This window comes from Halalkalibacter sp. HAAS-P013 (genome assembly GCF_056619925.1).
This window is the reverse complement of record NZ_JBWQTU010000002.1, coordinates 288791-307929: the sequence shown is the minus strand read 5'-3', so window position 1 is coordinate 307929 and position 19139 is coordinate 288791. Positions and strand designations below refer to the sequence as shown.

The 19139-nt window shown below is 38.6% G+C and carries 20 protein-coding genes; 11 read left to right on the top strand and 9 right to left on the bottom strand.

The features are described from left to right. The first annotated feature begins 12 nt into the window (after positions 1 to 12). The 4 genes from AC1FXP_RS05410 (at position 13) to cysC (ending at position 3653) form a co-directional block, all read left to right on the top strand. Positions 13 to 720, top strand: coding sequence for a phosphoadenylyl-sulfate reductase (locus AC1FXP_RS05410; RefSeq protein ID WP_480059175.1), 708 nt, complete (start codon positions 13 to 15; stop codon positions 718 to 720). 22 nt (positions 721 to 742) lie between these two features. After that, entirely contained in the window at positions 743 to 1879 is a 1137-nt protein-coding gene (gene sat / locus AC1FXP_RS05405; protein ID WP_480059173.1) for a sulfate adenylyltransferase, read from the top strand. 18 nt (positions 1880 to 1897) lie between these two features. Beyond that, on the top strand, positions 1898 to 2974 hold the full coding sequence (locus AC1FXP_RS05400) for an inorganic phosphate transporter (protein WP_480059171.1): 1077 nt from the start codon (positions 1898 to 1900) through the stop codon (positions 2972 to 2974). Between the two features lie 82 nt (positions 2975 to 3056). Continuing rightward, a complete protein-coding gene (gene cysC, locus AC1FXP_RS05395; RefSeq protein ID WP_480059166.1) occupies positions 3057 to 3653 on the top strand; it encodes an adenylyl-sulfate kinase in 597 nt (198 codons plus the stop codon). A gap of 228 nt (positions 3654 to 3881) precedes the next feature. Here cysC and AC1FXP_RS05390 read toward each other — a convergent pair whose 3' ends face one another. The 4 genes from AC1FXP_RS05390 to AC1FXP_RS05375 all read right to left on the bottom strand — a co-directional run bounded on the left by AC1FXP_RS05390 (position 3882) and on the right by AC1FXP_RS05375 (position 7599). Then, complete coding sequence (locus tag AC1FXP_RS05390) at positions 3882 to 5765, bottom strand: S8 family peptidase (protein WP_480059164.1); 1884 nt, start codon at positions 5763 to 5765, stop codon at positions 3882 to 3884. Between the two features lie 5 nt (positions 5766 to 5770). Further along, positions 5771 to 6334, bottom strand: a complete 564-nt coding sequence (locus AC1FXP_RS05385) for an N-acetyltransferase family protein (RefSeq protein ID WP_480059162.1) — start codon at positions 6332 to 6334, stop codon at positions 5771 to 5773. A 1-nt stretch (position 6335) separates the two neighbouring features. Next, positions 6336 to 7148 (bottom strand): divergent polysaccharide deacetylase family protein, encoded by an 813-nt coding sequence (locus AC1FXP_RS05380; RefSeq protein ID WP_480059160.1) that lies wholly within the window; start codon positions 7146 to 7148, stop codon positions 6336 to 6338. 145 nt (positions 7149 to 7293) lie between these two features. Further along, positions 7294 to 7599 carry a MerR family transcriptional regulator gene (locus AC1FXP_RS05375; protein ID WP_250096033.1) on the bottom strand — a complete coding sequence of 102 codons (306 nt, stop codon included), beginning with the start codon at positions 7597 to 7599 and terminating at the stop codon, positions 7294 to 7296. A 79-nt stretch (positions 7600 to 7678) separates the two neighbouring features. On the opposite strand from AC1FXP_RS05375, the gene AC1FXP_RS05370 reads away from it, so the two are divergent. From AC1FXP_RS05370 to AC1FXP_RS05355, 4 genes are read left to right on the top strand one after another with little or no spacing between them, the layout of a single operon-like run. After that, positions 7679 to 7858 carry a hypothetical protein gene (locus AC1FXP_RS05370; protein ID WP_480059158.1) on the top strand — a complete coding sequence of 60 codons (180 nt, stop codon included), beginning with the start codon at positions 7679 to 7681 and terminating at the stop codon, positions 7856 to 7858. 12 nt (positions 7859 to 7870) lie between these two features. Next, entirely contained in the window at positions 7871 to 9334 is a 1464-nt protein-coding gene (cobA, locus tag AC1FXP_RS05365; protein WP_480059156.1) for a uroporphyrinogen-III C-methyltransferase, read from the top strand. Between the two features lie 8 nt (positions 9335 to 9342). Beyond that, entirely contained in the window at positions 9343 to 10179 is an 837-nt protein-coding gene (locus tag AC1FXP_RS05360) for a sirohydrochlorin chelatase (protein ID WP_480059154.1), read from the top strand. Further along, entirely contained in the window at positions 10176 to 10817 is a 642-nt protein-coding gene (locus AC1FXP_RS05355) for a precorrin-2 dehydrogenase/sirohydrochlorin ferrochelatase family protein (protein ID WP_480059153.1), read from the top strand. The genes AC1FXP_RS05360 and AC1FXP_RS05355 overlap by 4 nt, the downstream gene beginning before the upstream one ends. A gap of 25 nt (positions 10818 to 10842) precedes the next feature. Here the strand turns inward: AC1FXP_RS05355 and folE2 are convergent, their stop codons facing one another. Next, positions 10843 to 11727, bottom strand: coding sequence for a GTP cyclohydrolase FolE2 (folE2, locus tag AC1FXP_RS05350; RefSeq protein WP_480059152.1), 885 nt, complete (start codon positions 11725 to 11727; stop codon positions 10843 to 10845). A 281-nt stretch (positions 11728 to 12008) separates the two neighbouring features. On the opposite strand from folE2, the gene AC1FXP_RS05345 reads away from it, so the two are divergent. The 3 genes from AC1FXP_RS05345 to AC1FXP_RS05335 all read left to right on the top strand — a co-directional run bounded on the left by AC1FXP_RS05345 (position 12009) and on the right by AC1FXP_RS05335 (position 14586). Beyond that, a complete protein-coding gene (locus AC1FXP_RS05345) occupies positions 12009 to 12293 on the top strand; it encodes a hypothetical protein (RefSeq protein WP_480059151.1) in 285 nt (94 codons plus the stop codon). A 20-nt stretch (positions 12294 to 12313) separates the two neighbouring features. Further along, positions 12314 to 12946, top strand: a complete 633-nt coding sequence (locus tag AC1FXP_RS05340; RefSeq protein WP_480059150.1) for a hypothetical protein — start codon at positions 12314 to 12316, stop codon at positions 12944 to 12946. Positions 12947 to 13215: 269 nt separating this feature from the next. Next, entirely contained in the window at positions 13216 to 14586 is a 1371-nt protein-coding gene (locus AC1FXP_RS05335) for an aspartate kinase (RefSeq protein WP_480059149.1), read from the top strand. Between the two features lie 36 nt (positions 14587 to 14622). Here the strand turns inward: AC1FXP_RS05335 and AC1FXP_RS05330 are convergent, their stop codons facing one another. The 4 genes from AC1FXP_RS05330 to proB all read right to left on the bottom strand — a co-directional run bounded on the left by AC1FXP_RS05330 (position 14623) and on the right by proB (position 19086). Next, the gene (locus AC1FXP_RS05330; RefSeq protein ID WP_480059148.1) at positions 14623 to 15444 is read right to left on the bottom strand and encodes an ion transporter; all 822 of its coding nucleotides are present in this window, start codon (positions 15442 to 15444) and stop codon (positions 14623 to 14625) included. A 429-nt stretch (positions 15445 to 15873) separates the two neighbouring features. Next, positions 15874 to 16707 (bottom strand): pyrroline-5-carboxylate reductase, encoded by an 834-nt coding sequence (gene proC / locus AC1FXP_RS05325; protein WP_480059147.1) that lies wholly within the window; start codon positions 16705 to 16707, stop codon positions 15874 to 15876. 10 nt (positions 16708 to 16717) lie between these two features. Then, positions 16718 to 17965 carry a glutamate-5-semialdehyde dehydrogenase gene (locus AC1FXP_RS05320; protein WP_480059146.1) on the bottom strand — a complete coding sequence of 416 codons (1248 nt, stop codon included), beginning with the start codon at positions 17963 to 17965 and terminating at the stop codon, positions 16718 to 16720. Then, positions 17962 to 19086 (bottom strand): glutamate 5-kinase, encoded by a 1125-nt coding sequence (proB, locus tag AC1FXP_RS05315; RefSeq protein WP_480059145.1) that lies wholly within the window; start codon positions 19084 to 19086, stop codon positions 17962 to 17964. Before proB ends, AC1FXP_RS05320 begins: the two co-directional genes overlap by 4 nt. Between the last annotated feature and the right edge of the window lie 53 nt (positions 19087 to 19139).

Here is a 19139-nt window from a genome sequence, read left to right as displayed (position 1 = left end):
AGGGGTGAATGTATGATTTTTAATTACAATTCCTTAGTAAAAGAGGATTATGAACAAGTAAATAAGGAATTAGAACGTAAAGACTCCTTAGAAGTTTTAAAATGGGCTTATCAGAAGTTTGGGGATAAATTAGTTTATTCCTGTAGTTTTGGTGTTGAAGGTATGGTACTGATTGATCTAATTAGTAAAGTGAAAAAAGATGCTACCATTGTTTTCCTTGATACAGACTTTCATTTTAACGAAACATATGAATTAATTGAAAAAGTTAAGAAACGCTATCCAACCTTAAATATTGAGTTAGCAAAGCCTGAAGTTACACCTGAAGAACAAGCGAAACAACATGGCGATCGACTTTGGGAGCGAGATCCTGATGCTTGCTGTAATATTCGAAAAATGGTTCCTCTTGAGAGAGAGTTAAGTCGTTATGATGCATGGATTTCAGGTCTGCGGAGAGAGCAGTCACCAACTCGAGCTAATACTCAGTTTGTCAATCAAGACAACAGGTTTAAATCGATTAAAATCTGTCCTTTAATTCATTGGACGGAAGAAGAAATTTGGATGTATGTGAAACTTCATCAATTAGAGTATAACGAGTTGCATGATAGAAACTATCCAAGCATTGGCTGTGAATACTGTACGAAGCAAGTTGCTGAAGGCGAAGACCCACGGAGTGGACGCTGGGCAAATTCAGAAAAAACAGAATGTGGTTTACACAAATAATAATGGAAAAGGGAGATTTTAAATGATTCAAGCACATGGAGGAACACTAATTAACCGTTTTGACCAATCTTATGATAGTTCAGCTGTAACGAAAGAAATTGAATTAGATTCATTTTCACTGTCGGATTTAGAATTAATTGGAATTGGTGCATTTAGCCCATTAACAGGATTTTTAGGTAAAGAAGACTATGAGTCAGTCGTACACAACATGCGTTTAGCAAATGGAACTGTTTGGAGCATTCCTGTAACATTGCCAGTTTCCGAAGAAAAGGCAGCAACTCTTTCTGTTGGCGAGAAGGCAAAGTTAGTATTTAATGGTGACGTATATGGCGTAATTGAAATTGCTGATATTTACACACCGGATAAGAAGGTTGAAGCTGAAAAGGTGTACCGTGCAAGTGATGATGCTCATCCAGGCGTGAAAAAAATGTTTGAGCGTCCAAATGTTTATGTTGGTGGAGAAATAACGGTGACAAAACGTGTGAAACATGAGCGTTTTGAAACATATTATCTAGACCCGAAAGAAACGAGAGCGCGATTTGAAGACTTAGGTTGGAAGAAAATTGTAGGCTTCCAAACTCGTAATCCGGTTCACCGTGCACATGAATACATTCAAAAGTCGGCTCTTGAAATTGTTGATGGTCTATTTTTAAATCCATTAGTTGGTGAAACAAAGTCAGATGATATTCCGGCTGATGTACGTATGGAAAGTTATGAAGTGTTGCTTGAGAAGTATTATCCAAAAGATCGCGTATTCTTAGCGGTGTTCCCTGCTGCAATGCGTTATGCGGGGCCGCGTGAAGCAATCTTCCACGCAATTGTTCGTCAAAACTACGGTTGCACGCACTTTATTGTCGGTCGCGATCATGCAGGTGTTGGTGATTATTATGGAACGTATGATGCACAATTGATTTTCTCTGAGTTTGAAGAAGATGAATTAGCGATTAGTCCATTATTCTTTGAGCATAGTTTTTTCTGTAAAGCATGCGGAAACATGGCATCAACGAAAACATGCCCTCATGGAAAAGAAGACCATGTCGTTCTATCTGGAACGAAAGTACGTCAAATGCTGTCTGAAGGTGTAGTGCCACCACCAGAATTTAGTCGTCGTGAAGTAGTTGAAGTATTGATTCGTGGAATGCAGAAAGTGCATGCTTAAAAGGAAGGAAGTCATAGTATGTTAGCCATTGCCGCTATCATTATTGCATGTTTCTTTGCAATGAATATAGGAGCTAGTGGAACCGCCGCGGCAATGGGGCCTGCATACGGAAGTGGCGCGATCCCCAAAAAACGAAATGCGATGCTGCTTGTTGGAGTATTTGCGTTCTTAGGTGCATTAGCTGGTGGAGAAGTTGTAAGAACGATAGGAAGTGGAATTATTCCCACATCCATCGTTGATGTAGAACTCGTTATCATCATCCTAGGTGCTGCATGTCTCTCTTTATTTATTGCTAATTTGCTAGGGATTCCATTATCAACAAGTGAAGTCGTTGTTGGAGCGATTGTAGGAGCTGGAATAGCTTATCAATCGCTTTTCTTTGATAAGTTACTTGTGATCATTGCGTTTTGGGTGATTGTTCCGATTGTTGCCTTTCTTTTTGCTTATGCAGCAGGTCATTTAGTAAGAAAGTTAGAGAATAAATATCCTGATCTAACGGGAAAGGGTAAATGGCGGAAACCATTGGTCATTTTGCTCATTATTAGCGGCTGTATGGAAGCTTATGCAGCAGGGATGAACAATGTTGCAAATGCAGTGGGCCCTCTTGTAGGTGCAGGACTAATAGAGATCGGTCCAGCTATTTTACTTGGAGGCTTTTTTGTAGCTATCGGCGCGCTCCTATTAGGTGGTCGTGTCCTTGAGACAAACGGGAAACGAATTACGAAATTAAGCTTGTTACAAGGAAGTACCGTTTCGCTAACTGGAGGCTCTCTTGTTATAACGGCGTCTATTTTTGGATTGCCTGTTCCATTAACACAAGTGACAACTTCAGCTATTATCGGAATTGGTACGGTAGAGGGCGGCTTGCGTTTATGGCAAAAAAGCATCCTCAAACAAATTTTAAAAGTTTGGATTGTATCTCCGCTATTTTCACTCGTTTTGTCGTATGGACTTATTCTTCTTTTTAAAAAAGGAGATTACTACACCCTATTTGTCTTAGTAAGTGTTCTGATTGCCACTGCTGGAGCTTATAGCATGTATCAAGCAGCAAGACAAGAAAGACGAACGACGTATGATGATGGGGCGGGCATATAAATCAGCGTATTGACAGTTGAACTAAGGAACTTTATTTTTAAAACAGAGCAAAATTATCAGAATTATTAGAGGGGGAGCTATTATGGCAGATAATAATATTGTTTGGCATGAGACAACGATAAAGAAAGAAGAGCGCCAAGAGCGCAACGGTCATAAGAGTGCGATACTTTGGTTTACAGGGCTTTCAGGTGCAGGGAAGTCAACGCTAGCTAATGCTTTAGAGCAACAACTTTTTAAGCAAGGGAAGAACAGTTATGTTTTAGATGGGGATAATGTTCGTCATGGCTTAAATAAAGGTCTTGGCTTTAGTGATGAGGACCGAAAAGAGAATATTAGACGAATCGGAGAGGTAGCCAAACTTTTTGTCGATGCAGGTACAATCGTTTGTACGGCCTTTATTTCTCCTTTTAAAGAAGACCGCGATCGTGTTCGTGAATTAGTGGAAAACGGAGAATTTATTGAAGTTTACGTGCGTTGTTCTTTGGAGGCTTGTGAAGAACGTGATCCAAAGGGACTTTATAAAAAAGCTCGCGCTGGGGAAATACCTGAATTCACAGGAATTAGTTCGCCTTATGAGGAGCCAGATGCTCCAGAAGTTATTGTTGATTCGGATAAACAAACTGTTGAAGAATCAGTTAATGCAATATTAAATTATTTGCAAGAGAAGAACATCCTATAGGGGGCAAATAATTACGTCTATTACGATACAGGAAAAAAACCTGTTGGAAAAACAGCAGGGTTGGTTATTTAGGGGTCAGATCCCTCTGTGTATCTTCACCGCGTTAAATCGCGGATGATCACAGAGGGAATCTGGCTTTTTTATTTTTTAAATTGAAATTTTGGAATCGAGCAAGAAGGGAGGGGCAGACCCTCCTTTATTGTATTAACGCATTGCATAGAATGCTTTTTATTGATTGGCTATTGATTGTAAAGCGGCAGCTACATCAATTTCACCAAATCCATAGTATGGATCGTGTCCTGCTGTACCGAGGTCTTTAGCAGTTGATCGCATAACGTTGTATACTTCTTCATTTGTTAAATCTGGGCGCAGAGAACGAATTAACCCGGCCAAGCCAGCAACATGTGGAGCCGCCATAGATGTACCAGACATCACTACATAGTTGTTATCAGGAAACAAGCTTGGTATATGCTCGCCTGGAGCTGTAACATCGACATGTTCACCGTAGTTGGAAAAAAATGCACGATTTCTTGCCTCATCAACGGCAGCAACTGTGAATACTTCTTCATATTGCGCTGGGTACATAGGGTCTTGGACATTGTCATTTCCAGATGCAGCAATTAAAACAACATCTTGTTCATATGCATATCGAATTGCCTCGTGTAATAAATCAGAAGAGTAGTAATCGCCAAGACTCATATTGATGACATCAGCTCCTTGTTCTACGGCCCAGTAAATTCCTTTAGCCACTTCAAACGATGAACCTTCTCCTTCATCGTTTAATACTTTAACAGGCAAAATTGTACTATCCCAAGACACACCAGCTATTCCTGTTACATTGTTTGTTAAGGCAGCAGCTACTCCTGCTACATGTGTCCCATGCCCATGTGCATCAGAGAAATCAGAGGTATCGTCAAACGAGTTGTATCCTGGTCCTAGTTTTTCAGCGATATCTAGGTGATTTGGGTCTACGCCAGTATCTAAGACGGCGATTTTCACCCCTTGACCTCCTGCCAAGTTCCATCCTTCATCAATCTCTATTTGATCTAAATTCCACTGATAAGGCTCGAAAAATTCATCGTTTGGTTTTGATGTTAATACATTTTGCTGTACTTGTTCTCGTCCTGCCCTTCTCTGATTTTGTTGTCTATTGTTTTGTGTTGGAAATGTATGCCTTGGTTCATTTGGGTCAGTTGAAAAAAGAATGACTTGTTTAGAAATTTTATAATTTGGCTCTGCAATGGCTAAATCATATTCTTTACGTAAACGCTGAATCAATTGTTCGGTTGATTCCGTCTTTGATTCGACAACAAACATTGGATTGTGATCTTCAAGAACTAGTAAATCTTGATTTTCCATTAACCACGTATGAGCAACTTCTGGGTGTTTAAATTTAATAACGGCTTGACGTTCAAAAAAAGGTTGTTGAAGTTGTTCTGGTTTCTGATCATCAGAATGTACAACGATTTGCCAACCTAATTCTGGTACCGTTTCTGCTTCTAAATTTTCAGGGATATCTTCAGTTGTTTTCCAGTCCACTTCAGGATCAGCCCCAGAAACGAAAAAAGTCCCGTTGGCATCAGCTACGGATGCTAGTCCTTTTATGAAAGATTTTACGAAAGATAAGTCAATTTCACCTAAAACGGTTCGACCATCGTCAAGCCTCTCTCCCATTAACATGTATTGCTTTCCATCAACAGAATAAGGGTCAGAAAAGTTACTTTTCATATGGCGGTGAGTTAATTTTGATACGTCCATTCGCTCGACATGGCCAACTTGTTCAATAACTTTATCGTTTTCAATAATAGCGAAACCGTGAAAATGTGGATGTTCTGTCACTTCTTCTTCGAACCTAAGTTGTAACTCTTGTTCAGTTAAGTCTTGATTTGCCCACCTTTGCATTTGAGCAGAAAGCTGTTTCAAGAACATAGAAGTTGTCATTGTCAGGTCTTCAGCCATTAAGTGGTTCATTGCCGAGATTTCTAGCTGCTCTGGAATCTTTTTTGTTTGTATTGTGAAATCATTGTCGTCAATAAGTGCTCTTCCTATTATGGCTAGACCAATCCCTACGAGACCGACAATCAACACTGTTTTTGCCATTCTCCATAACATTAGAATCAAACATCCTTTCTCTTACGATTAAAAAAATAAGCCATAAATAATTCGTCATCATACGCACCATTAAGGTATGCTTGTTCTTTTTGGATGCCTTCTGTGACGAACCCAGCTTTTTCGTATAAACTTATGGCTACTTTATTTGAAGCAAAAACCGTTAAGCATAATTTATGCAAATATTCTCGTTTACACCATGCGAGCGTGTACTCCATTACTTTTTTTCCAATTCCTTTTCCTTGTGCGTCTTCGTGAAGCCACGTTCGAAAGAGACCAATATGTCGTTTCATCTCTAATTCTCCTCGGATGACTCTCGCAATACCTCGTGCTGCTCCGTTAACTTCGATTACAGTATACATGTTCCCATTTTCTTTCATTTCCTCAATAAATGCTTCTTCCTCTTCAATTGTTCGAACTCGTTCTTTTTGAATATAAGCTCCTTGCTCAATGATAGAGGAAACTGAATAAATAATTTCTTTTGCATCATGCTTTTGTGCAGGGCGAAGAATAATTTTTGAATGATCTTTAGCTGTAAACGTTTCACTACCTAGGTGAGTAAGTGTTGTCATCTTAATCCTCCTTTTCTTTAGGTTGCCAAAAATGAATAGGATCTTTCTCTATTTCAGTGTCCAATAGATGTGATACAGGTACAATTTCCACCTGTTCTTTTTTAAATAATGGAAGTGTATTTGAAATTCCTGCAAACGTCTCATGACCTTTTATACCTACATGTCCTATTGCAATTGCTTTTTTATCTTTCTTTGCTATTTTTAATAAAGATGACATTTGCTTCATAACATGTTCTTTTGAAGAGTGAGTATCGTCGATAAAGATACTTCTTGTTGCGTGAGGAATATTCATCTCACTTGCTAATTTAGGAATCACAGAAGCTGAGCTTGTTCCACTATCAATTACATATAACCCTTTTTGTTTAGCAATTTCTAAAATGATACGAATGATTCGTTCGTCTTCCACAATTTTAGATCCCATATGGTTGTTGATTCCTTTTGCAAAAGGAACATTCTCAATGGCTGCTAATACTCTTTTTCGTATTTCTTCATCAGACAAGTCACTTGTAATCGCATTTGGCCCGAGCCAAGATGCCTTCCCCTTTTTAGGTTCCATTGGCATATGGATCATTACTTCAAATCCTGATTGGTGAGCAAGCTTTGCTTGTTCAGTTGATTGCTCCATAAAAGGCATAACTGCTGCAGTAATGGGAATATTCCCATCTAAAAAAGACTGAACCCCTTTTACTTTCCCCCCAAAGTCGTCAATGATGATGGCAACTTGTTTGTTTTCATTGGCAAATGAAGTAGGGAAAAAGGAGACCAGAAGTAGGAACATACATAAAAAAACCATAATTATGAATCGAATTCGCATAGCCATCCACCTTTTCTAAACACTCTATTTTTATGTTAGTTTGTCAAAGGGCTTTACGTTCTATGATAAAAAGATAAAATAAAGATAACCTAATGAAAAAAGGCCAAAAAAAAAACATGTATAACGATCTCTCGTCACACATGTCTTACTTGCGAATATTAAATGCGGCATTAAGCTGTCCGCGAAGCATACGATCGCGTACTTCTTTTTTCTGCATTTGTTTTTGTTCCATTTTCCGAATTTCAAATGTTTGCATACCATCTTCCATTTTATTAGCAATATCTAGTAATCGCTCAACATCTAGAAATGAGTATTTTCTTGTTCCGCCTTTTGACCTTTCTGGATAGATTAGTTTTCTCTCTTCATAATAACGAATCTTTCTTTCGGAAAGGCCTGTAAGTTCACTAACAATTCCAATTGTAATTACTTTTTTATCTTTATATGTTGACACCCATTCCACCCCTTATTAAGTTAGAATGTTCAGATCTTTTTACTATCATAGCACATTAATAGGTGGCGAGTGGTTTGGAATGTCAGATAATCTAACATTAATTATTGGGATTTATCATTGGGTAGAACATTTAGAAAGAGTAAGACTAACATTAATTGTATTTTTTCAATTGAGATCAGCCTTTTGGTATATTATAATTGATAAAACATATGAAAAAAGTCGGAAATGTAATTTAATCCGGTATTTACAGATAGCTTAAAGGAGAATCATAATGACTAAAGGATATGTATATTTAATTGGAGCTGGGCCAGGAGATGTTCGTCTAATGACAGTGAAAGGTCAGCAGTGTCTTGAAAAAGCGGATGTTGTTTTGTACGACCGTCTTGTCAATCCACTTTTACTTGAGATTACGAAGCCAGGAGCAGAGTTAGTTTATTGTGGGAAATTACCTGATCGACACTTGCTTAGACAAGAAGCTATTAACGATTTGCTCGTGAAATATGCACTAGAAGGCAAGCAAGTAGTTCGGTTAAAAGGTGGAGATCCAAGCGTATATGGTCGAGTGGGAGAAGAGGCGACAGCTCTTGAAGAAGTGGGAGTTTCTTATGAGATTGTACCGGGAATTACAGCAGGTATTGGAGCAGCTACATACGCTGGTGTTCCGGTAACGCACCGAGATCACGGAGCATCATTTGCCGTTGTAACAGGACATGATAAATCTCCCACTGGACAACCAATTATAGATTGGAAGGGACTTGCTACAGGAGTAGATACGATAGCTTTTTATATGGGTGTAAAAAACTTACCATATATTTGTGAGCAACTTATCGACCATGGTCGAGATCCGAAAACACCTGTGCTACTTGTACAATGGGGTACAGTAGGAAAGCAAAAGACACTAACTGGGGATTTAGCTACGATTGCAGAACTTGTTCAGAGAGAAAAGTTCTCTAATCCAGCAATTACTTTAGTAGGTGAGGTAGCAAAACTAAGAACGAAAGAAAGCTGGTTTGAGCGTCAGCCACTTTTTGGAAAACATATTTTATTTGGACGCACAATGGAAGGATCAAGTGAGATTGCAAAAGAATTAACTAAATTAGGAGCGGACGTATTTGAATATCCTCGCTTTGTAACAAGGGGTCATATGGATATCGATGTGAGCTTCAAAAACTACGATCAAATTATATTTCATTCACCGAAATCAGTTGATTGGTTCTTTGCGCAGCTTAGAAAAAAGCGAATGGATATTAGGTCTCTTCAAGCACGTTTTTACGGAGCGTCTAAAAAATCAATTAAGGCAATTGAGTCATTTGCTTGTCTTGGGTTCCCATTACGTGAGATGATTGAATCAGATAAACGATTGGTTATTGGTTCTAAAAATTGGGAAAAACGAGAGAAGAAGCGGTACGAGCTTTATGGAGAGCATGACTTTTATGTATCTCATACAGATGAAATTATTGAACAGTCCAATTTCACTTGTCAACGTATTCTTGACGAAAACCGAGTGGATACAATTGTTTTTCCAAGTGCGGAAGCTGTCAAAGTTGTGACAGAGCAAATCGAAGCTTGCCAGGAAACACCAGTTTCATTATCAAAAAGGGCTGAAGTTATCTGTTTTGGACCTGAAACGGCTAATGCAGCAAATGAATTAGGTTATCAAGTTAAACATGTGCTGCAAGAGCCATCAAAACTAGAGCTAGTTGAAGTGTTAAAAGAGATTGTTAAAACAAAGTAGGTGATTTTGTGCAAGCTATTTTATATGTAGGTCATGGAAGTCGTGTTCAGGCTGGGAATGAGGAGCTTCTTTCTTTTGTGAACAAAGCCAAAAAAGAACATTCAGAAGTGAAGATTCAAGAATGCTGTTTTCTAGAATTAGCCGAGCCGACCATTGAAGAGGGAGTACAGGCATGTGTGGAGCAAGGTGCCACGAAGATTGCAGTTATTCCCCTCCTCTTATTAACAGCAATGCATGCGAAAGTAGATATTCCTGAAGAAATTGATAAAATGCAGGCGAAATATCATCATATAGCTTTCTCTTATGGGCGACCAATTGGTATTGAATCAACCGTGATTGACATCATTCAAGATCGGTTACGAGCTGTTGGGTTTCACTTTGAGAATGAACGACCAAAATATGAGGAGCGTAAACCGATCTCAATTCTTTTAGTAGGAAGGGGAAGCAGTGATCCTGATCAGACGAGTGACTTAATGAAAATTGCTCGACTTGTTTGGGAATATACTCCTGTAGATGAAGTCGATGTATGCTTTTTAGCTGCTACGAGACCGAATGTTGCTGAAGGATTAGCTAGAGTGAACCGTTTGCCAAATAACATAGTGTATGTTGTTCCTTATTTGTTATTTACAGGTGTGTTAATGAAAGGTTTGCAAAAACAATTAGATGAATGGTCAAAACAAACGAATAAAGAATTTGTTTTATGTGACTATTTAGGATTTGACGATCAATTGATCTCAGTTTTAGGACAACGTGTACAAGAGGTATTAGACGAAGAGGTGAAAGTAAATTGTGATACTTGTTACTTGCGTGGACGTTCTAATCAGGCACCGGGTGTAAAAGCGTGAGTCATCTTCCAGTTATACTTAAGCTAGATGGAAAAAGGGCTGCCGTCATTGGAGCTGGTACTGTGGCAGCTCGCCAGATTCCTAAATTACTTGAGGCAGGCGTCAGCCAAGTGATTGTTTATGCACCATCACTTCATCCAACTCTAGAAAGCTATTTAAATAAACCACATTTTAAATGGGAAAAAGGAATGGTCGATCCAACATTTTCTTTTGATGAAGACTTTCTGTTTTTAATGACGAATGATTCAGCGCTTCATCTAGCTCTCTATCAACATAGAAAGAATTATCAACTCGTTTATTTTGCTGATAATTCTATCCTTAGTGATTTTCATTTTCCTATGACGTTTCAAAAAGGACCCTTTTCCGTTTCTTTATCAACAGGTGGAGCAAGTCCTACGTATGGAAAGAGACTGATGGCACAAATAAAGAAAAACATCCCTGATTCCATTGAAGAAGATTTGCTTTTTTTAGAGTATGCAAGAAAACAAGTATTCAATAGTGGTTTAGAACAACACGTTCGCAAACAAATTTTACAGCAATGTGCGTCTTTACGTTTTTTGCAGGAGCAAAATCGAGAACAGCTCCTACATCAATTGATTAAACAAGAAATTAATAGAAAAAGGGAGAACCATTTTTGATCAATCAATGGTTCTCCCTTTTGTATTACTTTGTAAAAGATAGTTTTGCGATTGCGTCATGCTGATGAATGGATTCTTCATTACGACATTGAACTTCGAATGAACGAATCGCTTCATTTTCATATAAATCAGCCGCAACAAGACGAACGAGGTCTTCCACGAAGCGAGGATTCTCATATGCACGCTCGGTAACAGCCTTCTCATCTGGACGCTTCAAGACAGGGAATAGAATGGAGCTTGCATTACTTTCCGCAGCTTCTAACAGAATAGCCTTCCAGTCTGCTTCGTACGCATCATCGACCGTTACAGTCATTGTTACGAAACTTCGCTGATTGTGGGCACTGTACTCACTAATTTCTTTAGAGCATGGACATAGAGTCGTGACTGCCCCTGTTAGTGTAATAACGGATGTATACCCTTTGTCCTCATCAAACGAGACATCATATGTGATATCAGCGTGGGCCATTCCTTCTTTTTGCATAGCAGGGCTTGTCTTTGTGAAAAACCATGGAAACGTAACACGAACATTCGCAGCTCTTTGTTTCATTTCACGAGCAAGAATAGAAGTAAATTCACGTAAGGTTTGATCTGTTAACAAGTGAGATTGGAAAAATAGATGAAGTTGCTCTGTAAGGCGACTCATATTTATTCCTTTAAAATCTTGGTCCAAGCTTGTTGTTAAGGAAAATGTAGCTGTTGTTGTTTGGGTTGTTGGTGCTAATTCTGATTCAATCATGACAGGGTACTTCACGTCAGAAATTCCCACTTGTTGAATGGGAAAGTAAAAATCGTCTGGTTTATTTTGAAGGTCTGGCATCTTTTCTTTGTCTGTTGGCTTTGTTCCTACAATGGGATCAACTGTACCAAAATGACGATGACGCTCAGCCTTAGGTGGTAAAGAACGTTTCATCTGATCTATCACTCCTGAAAATTAATTCTATTTATGTGGCGTTTGACAACAAATATGACTAGATTCATTTTTGTCTAGTTGTTCATCAAGCATCGATGCTGCTAACGAACCACCTCTAACGAATGTAAGCATAACGATACATGTTTAAATGGATAAAACGAAAGGTAAAAAGTTGCGGGTTATGCTTACTCCATATTACACTACAAAGGGAAAAGGAAACAAGAATATCGACTGTTTTCTACAAAGAGATTAGAAGGAAAAGAGTGGAAAGAAGGTATAAAATGAAAAAGGGAACCATAATTTGGATGATTTTGGCAGGTTTCTTACTTGTAATTGGCCTAGTCATTCCAATTACAGTAACGGTATCAGGTGATACAAGAGTAATATTAGATCATACAAATAAAGTGTATAGTGCACCTGCATGCTTTGATCAAGCTCATTTAACCAATAATTTAGAAGAGACGACGTTAAAGTATGCATTAGAGCTTGAATATGTAAGTGAATCTTCTTGTACACAAGATCAGTTGCAAGAAACTAAACCATTCTTAATAGGTATTTTTCAATGATGTGAGAAAGTAGGTGTAACATGGCTAAATGGGGATTAGGAATTGTTTTTCTCTTGCTTATAGCTGGTTGTGATACGCTTATTTCTTCAAATGATAGAAATGTAAAGTCAATGAATGAGATAACGTTATCAGAAAACGAAGAGGTGATGTTTTCACTGCTTGCGGATCAAATTTTTTATTTTGAATTTCATGATCGTAAGAAACAATTTCAATCAGTGGAAATAGGGGTAGAATATTATCATTATGGTGAACTTGTCGAGAGCATGGGTGGCATGAAAATGGGGGCTAATTATTCGGAGGCAGAAGTAGAAGACGAGAGAGTGAGATTTCTTTTTACCCTTGATATGAAGGAAGACGGAGACGATCTCATGGTTTTTGGAACGTTAAGGCTTCTTTATGACAGTGGAGGTGCAGGTTCTACAGATTATTCCTTTACTCGCGAAGGAACTAATCGAGGTGCTTTTTCATGGGGCTATTTGTTTGATCACTTTGATGAGGTTCCTGTCGGTGAGAAGATCTACACCGCTTATTTTGTAGAAAGTGTAGAAGCTAGTCGTATTAAAACTTTTGATTACGAAGAGGCCATTTATCCAAATGATGAATATGAACATGTGTTTTTATATTATGTGAAAATTGATGATGACCCATTATAGAGTAGGTGAGATATTCACCTACTCTTTGTTTAAAACAAAAAAGGCTGCATCGCGGCTTTTCTTATGGGAATGGGAGCCATTGTCAAGAATCAGGGAGGATTGTGTGGAACAATGTGGTGAGAATAACTGAAGAAGATTTAGGCGAGTATGTAAGCTTAAAACGTGTAAGAATCATTTTGCAGAACCTGCTTGATTATGCTATATTGAGAATGTTCAAAAAACTTATAAATGAAGAGAGAAATGAAGAATAAGGGAGCTGGAGACAAAAGATGAAGGTAGCGAAATTTGGGGGAACATCAGTCGCAAGTGCGGAGCAAATTAAAAAGGTAGCTTCCATTGTTGCAGAAGACAAAGAAAGAAAAATAATCGTCGTTTCCGCACCGGGAAAAAGAAGCAGTGATGATACAAAAGTGACGGACCTTCTTATCCACCTTGGTGAAACCTATTTAAAAAATGAAGATACGGAAAATGAATTACAAGCTGTCTTAAATCGTTATGAAGATATTGCAGAAGGGTTAAGCCTTGGAAAGGAAATCGTTGCGACGATTGAAGCAGATTTGCGTGAGCGTCTTTTGTTTGATCGTAATCGTCCTGGTGCATGCATGGACTTAATAAAGGCAAGTGGTGAAGATAACAATGCTAAATTAATTGCTGCATACTTCCAAAGCATAGGATTAAATGCTACATATTTAAATCCACAAGATGCTGGTCTATTTGTTAGTGATGAACCAGGAAATGCACAAGTCTTACCAGAAGCATATGAGCACCTTAAAGCTTTACGCGATCGTAGTGAAATTATTGTGTTTCCTGGATTTTTCGGTTATTCAAAAGAAGGATCGCTCGTAACTTTTTCACGAGGGGGGTCTGATATTACTGGTTCTATTTTAGCAGCAGGTGTAAAAGCAGATTTATATGAGAATTTTACAGATGTTGATTCAGTTTTTGCTGCCAACCCTAATATTATTGATAACCCTGTTAAGATTAAAAAAATGACTTACCGAGAAATGCGTGAGTTGTCTTATGCAGGTTTCTCCGTGTTTCATGATGAAGCTTTATTTCCGGCGTTCAGAAATGGAATTCCTGTTTGCGTAAAAAATACAAATAATCCTTCCTCATCAGGAACGATGATTATCGCTGAGAGAGAATACTTCATGAATCCAGTTATTGGAATAGCGGCAGATGAAGGATTTGCAACGATCTATGTTCGTAAGTATTTGATGAACAGAGAAGTAGGTTTTGGTCGCAAGTTATTACAAATATTAGAGGACGAAGGATTGTCTTATGAGCATATGCCATCAGGAATTGATGATACTTCTGTTATACTCCGCCAAGAGCAGTTAACAGCAGAAATTGAGGAGCGTGTCGTTTCAAGAATTCAAGAGGAACTTCATGTAGATGATGTCTATGTTGAACGTGATTTTGCCATGGTTATGATTGTGGGAGAAGGAATGCATAATACAATCGGGATATCTTCGCGCGCAACAGCAGCTTTAACTAGAGCAAATGTAAATATTGAAATGATTAACCAAGGGTCTTCTGAAGTAAGTTTAATTTTAGGGATTCATGCTTCAGACGCAGACCGTACAGTTGTTGAATTGTATCATGAATTTTTTGGTGGTGCAGACGAAACGGTTCAATAAGAAATAAAAAAGAACGAGGGGAGCCTCGTTCTTTTTTTATTTCCGTTCTGTCAATGCTTGGATCATTGCTTTCATTTCTGCTACCTCTTGTCGTAGTTCTTTTAACTCTGAATTTTTGTTTTCCTCTTCTTCTTCTTCATTCGCTTTTTCTACATTATTAACGATGACCCCGATAAAGAGGTTAAATACAATGAATGTGCCAACTAAGATAAAAATAACGAAATAGATCCAAGACCAAGCAACTTCAGCAAATATGGGCCTCATAACACCACTTGCCCATGATTCTAGCGTGACAACTTGAAACAACGTTAAGAGAGTCAGCTGTAAGTTTCCGAAGTATTCAGGGGCAACTCCAGCAAACAACATCGTTCCTATTACAGCAAAAATATAGAAAATGATACTCATTAAAATCATTATGTTACCAAGTGCAGGAATTGTCATTAACAAGGCATCTACAAGGCGACGCAATGAAGGAATAACGGATATCGCACGAAGTACACGAAGCACACGTAAAATCCTGAGCACTGTCACGAAGTGGGCTCCGACAAATACATGACCAGCAGCAACAATCAAAAAGTCGAACCAATTCCAGCTGCTTTTAAAGAAATCTTTTGTCGGCCGCGTTGCAATAAATCGCATGGCAATTTCAATTGTAAAGATCCATAGCAGGATATAGTCAATGAAATAAAACCACTCGTAATAAGCTCTATACAAATCGGGATATGTCTCAAGCCCGACAATGATGGCGTTAATAAGAATAAGAGTTATGATTGTTGTAGTAAATGCACGATGATACACAATCTTCTGAACGGTCCGTACAAAGGGGGATTTAGATAGTTCGCTATTTCTAGTTTCCATGTTTGGCGCATCTCCTTAAGAAACAAATCTATTACTTATTCTACTAGATTTTGAGTTTATGAAAAAGTGTTTGTTGTTTTACAAGCTTACATTCTTGATAAAAGGAACGTATTTGTGTTTGGAAGATGTAAGAAAAAGGAAGGCAAATGCGGATGGTACAATTATTAAGGAACAGCAAAGAATTTAGAGTGAAACTAGAAATAATTTATCTAGCAGGGAATGTTTCATTATTACAATGAAACATATTGGTGAAATCGTTAAATAAGCAAGGCATCATTGCTTATTGTTATTATCGAAAAAGTATTTTATGTTTCGACTAGATCGTATTTTGTCGATTCAGTATGTACAAACAAATCAAGTTCAATAACTGGTGTTTCGTTAATAAAAAAAGGTAAACACATAAGCTGTGTCTACCTAAAAGAAAATATATTATTTTGTTTTTGTGAACACTTCACCTAGTTCCTTAGATCTTGATATTGCACGGGTTACAGCACTGCACATAGCCTCTTGGCTTTTTCGTTCTCTAAGGACATTAATTCCAGCCTCTGTTGTACCATTAGGGCTCATCACTTCTTCATATAACTCTCTTGAAGATTTGCTAGTTGATTGCAGCCTTTTTCCTACACCAACAATGGTTTGAGTGATAAGTGCAGATGCCTCTTCAGGTGTAAGACCTGCTTCATGTGCAGCTTGTTCCATTGCTTCAACCAAATAATAAAAATACGCTGGCCCGCTGCCTGCGAGCCCAGTAACAGCATCTAATTTATCTTCCTTTACAATGGTAACCGTTCCTACAGCTGAAAAAAGTTGTTCCGCTTCTTTAAGCTGTTTATCCGTTGCATGGATTCCTTTCGTAATCGCTGTTGCAGATTCGCCAACCTTTGCTGATGTATTGGGCATCGTTCTGATAACACCAGCCTTAGATCCTAATAAATCTTCAATATAGAAGGTAGGAATTCCAGCTAAAACCGAGACGAAAAGTTGGTTTGCATTTGTCGCATGTTGAATGTCATCAATGGCCTCTTTCACATGCTTTGGTTTCATTGCCAAAATGACAATATCACCTTGACAAACCGCTTCACTACGATCGCTATTCGTTCGTATTCCGTACATGTTCTTAAGATAATGTAACTTTTCTTGATCACTTAAGTTTGTTGCGATGATCTGCTTTGGTTCGACAACTTCTTGTCTTACCAATCCACCAATGATCGCTTCGGCCATTGATCCTGCACCTAAAAAAGTAATGGTTTTGTTTTGTAACAACGATTCGCACCTATCCTTTCACTTGTCCGGTTCCATGGACGATATATTTTGTTGATGTTAATGCTTCTAATCCCATTGGTCCACGAGCATGGAGCTTTTGTGTACTTATACCAATCTCAGCGCCGAACCCAAATTCAAAACCATCAGTAAAACGTGTGGAAGCATTATGGTAAACTGCAGCAGCATCTACTTTGTTCAAAAAGTTTGCCACATTGTCTGCATCTTCACTAATAATCGCCTCAGAGTGTTTCGTTCCATATTGATGAATATGCTCGATTGCTTCGTCCAATGAATCAACAATTTTTAATGCGACTTTTAAATCAAGAAATTCATCGGTCCAATCAACCTCTTGCGCTGCCTCAATTCTAGAATCAAAGGACTTAGTTTTTTCATCTCCGACAAAAGCTACATTTTTATCCGAGAGAGCTTGCAGTAATGATTCGAAATGATCAGTTGCCCAGGTTGAATTTACAAGAATCGTTTCAACTGCATTACAAACAGAAGGGCGCTGTGTTTTTGCATTAACAGCTACGGAGATAGCCATGTTGGTGTCTGCATTGTGATCAATGTAAAGATGGCAATTGCCAACTCCTGTCTCTAAAACTGGTACTGATGCATTTTTTACTACGGATTGAATAAGTGACGCACCCCCGCGAGGAATCAGGACATCTAAATACTCATTTAGTATGAACATTTCTGCTGCTGTTGCCCGGCTAGTATCTTCAATTAATTGGATTGCTTCTACTGGAATCGTTGTTTGTTCTAACGCACGTTGGACCACTTTTACAAGTGCTGTATTGGAATGAATGGCAGAAGAACTTCCACGAAGTAATACTGCATTTCCCGCTTTTAGACAAAGGCTTGACGCGTCGATTGTCACATTTGGTCTAGCTTCATAGATCATCCCAATAACTCCAAGAGGAACACGTACTTTTTGAATTTGTAATCCATTTGGACGCTCGATACTTGCTAGAGTTTCTCCTACTGGATCTGTTAGTGAAATAACCTGTTTGATTCCTTCTGCCATATCTTTTAATCTTGTAGAAGTTAATGTTAACCGATCAATGATACCTTCATTTGTTCCGTTGTTTCTTGCGATTTGAATGTCTTTTTCATTTTCTGTTAATAGGTACTCTTCTTCTTGAAGGAGTTGCAGGGCAATCGCTTCAAGAGCTTCGTTCTTTTCTGTCGTTGTTTTTGTTGCTAGTTCACGGGCACATTCGCTTGCTTTTTTTGCTTTGATTTTCAATTCGCTCATCGTTTCATCGTCTCCTTTATATGTGGAACCCATTCATTGCGATGAATGACAACAGGTTGTTTATTTTTAGTTGTATCTTTATTAGTTCCTTGCTGTTCTCGGAAATGATTACATTCTTCCAGTGTCATGTTGGCCTTTCCTTTGCCGATAAGGGTGCCAGTCTCATTGACCACTTCGATCACATCCCCTGTTGTGAATTGACCTTCTATAGCTACAATGCCAACAGGCAAAAGGCTTTTCCCTCGGTGCAATAGTGCTTGTTCTGCTCCTTTGTCAATCATAAGGCGAGCAGAGATTTTTGAATGAAGCGCAATCCACTGTTTTGTTGTTGGCATTACCGTTTCATGTTGAAATGACCCAATATAAGTTCCATCACCTTTTCCTTCTAAAATATCGGTGAATGTCTCTTTCTGAACGCCTTTTCCAATAAAGACGTTTACACCTAATGTTAAGGCTGTTTGTGCGGCGCTTACTTTTGATTTCATGCCGCCTGTACCTACTTTTGATGTCGATTCCCCGGCTAGAGCGAGCAGGTCATCGGTAACGTAAGGTAGATAGTGGATTTTTTTAGCATTTGGGTTTGTTTGGGGGTTATCATCATAGAGCCCGTTCACATCTGTCATGATACATAAGGTATTCGCATGAATTAACCCGCTAACAAGGGCAGATAACATGTCATTATCTCCAAATGTCAGTTCTTCGATCGAAGTCGAGTCATTTTCGTTAATAATCGGAATAGCGCCTCGTTTTAATAGCTCTGTTAACGTGGAATATGCATTCCCATAGCGTGTTTCATCTGAAAAATCTTGTCTAGTTAATAGTAATTGGGCAGGGGTTAACTCATGAATTCCAAACTGCTCAATATAGGCTTGCATGAGCATTGCCTGCCCCACCGCAGCAGCAGCCTGTTTGCCAGCAATTGTGACAGGCCTGCTTGGATAGCCTAGAGCCTTAAATCCAGCTGCAACAGCGCCAGAAGAGATCACGATCACTTCATGACCGGCTTGCTTAAGTTGTGCGATTGCTTTGACAAATTCAGTGACTTTTTCCATACTTAAAGCACCGTGCTTTGTCGTCAATGAACTACTACCAATTTTAACAACGAGACGTTGTCGACTCATGATTCTCTCCTCATTTCAATAAATTACTAGTTCAAAAAATAAAAGCCCCTCCG

Excerpts from the sequence above, each read along its gene's own strand:
- AC1FXP_RS05410 (WP_480059175.1), top strand. The coding sequence starts at position 13 with ATGATTTTTAATTACAATTCCTTAGTAAAAGAGGATTATGAACAAGTA.
- sat (WP_480059173.1), top strand. The coding sequence starts at position 743 with ATGATTCAAGCACATGGAGGAACACTAATTAACCGTTTTGACCAATCT.
- AC1FXP_RS05400 (WP_480059171.1), top strand. The coding sequence starts at position 1,898 with ATGTTAGCCATTGCCGCTATCATTATTGCATGTTTCTTTGCAATGAAT.
- cysC (WP_480059166.1), top strand. The coding sequence starts at position 3,057 with ATGGCAGATAATAATATTGTTTGGCATGAGACAACGATAAAGAAAGAA.
- AC1FXP_RS05390 (WP_480059164.1), bottom strand. The coding sequence starts at position 5,765 with ATGTTATGGAGAATGGCAAAAACAGTGTTGATTGTCGGTCTCGTAGGG.
- AC1FXP_RS05385 (WP_480059162.1), bottom strand. The coding sequence starts at position 6,334 with ATGACAACACTTACTCACCTAGGTAGTGAAACGTTTACAGCTAAAGAT.
- AC1FXP_RS05380 (WP_480059160.1), bottom strand. The coding sequence starts at position 7,148 with ATGCGAATTCGATTCATAATTATGGTTTTTTTATGTATGTTCCTACTT.
- AC1FXP_RS05370 (WP_480059158.1), top strand. The coding sequence starts at position 7,679 with ATGTCAGATAATCTAACATTAATTATTGGGATTTATCATTGGGTAGAA.
- cobA (WP_480059156.1), top strand. The coding sequence starts at position 7,871 with ATGACTAAAGGATATGTATATTTAATTGGAGCTGGGCCAGGAGATGTT.
- folE2 (WP_480059152.1), bottom strand. The coding sequence starts at position 11,727 with ATGAAACGTTCTTTACCACCTAAGGCTGAGCGTCATCGTCATTTTGGT.
- AC1FXP_RS05345 (WP_480059151.1), top strand. The coding sequence starts at position 12,009 with ATGAAAAAGGGAACCATAATTTGGATGATTTTGGCAGGTTTCTTACTT.
- AC1FXP_RS05340 (WP_480059150.1), top strand. The coding sequence starts at position 12,314 with ATGGCTAAATGGGGATTAGGAATTGTTTTTCTCTTGCTTATAGCTGGT.
- AC1FXP_RS05335 (WP_480059149.1), top strand. The coding sequence starts at position 13,216 with ATGAAGGTAGCGAAATTTGGGGGAACATCAGTCGCAAGTGCGGAGCAA.
- AC1FXP_RS05330 (WP_480059148.1), bottom strand. The coding sequence starts at position 15,444 with ATGGAAACTAGAAATAGCGAACTATCTAAATCCCCCTTTGTACGGACC.
- AC1FXP_RS05320 (WP_480059146.1), bottom strand. The coding sequence starts at position 17,965 with ATGAGCGAATTGAAAATCAAAGCAAAAAAAGCAAGCGAATGTGCCCGT.
- proB (WP_480059145.1), bottom strand. The coding sequence starts at position 19,086 with ATGAGTCGACAACGTCTCGTTGTTAAAATTGGTAGTAGTTCATTGACG.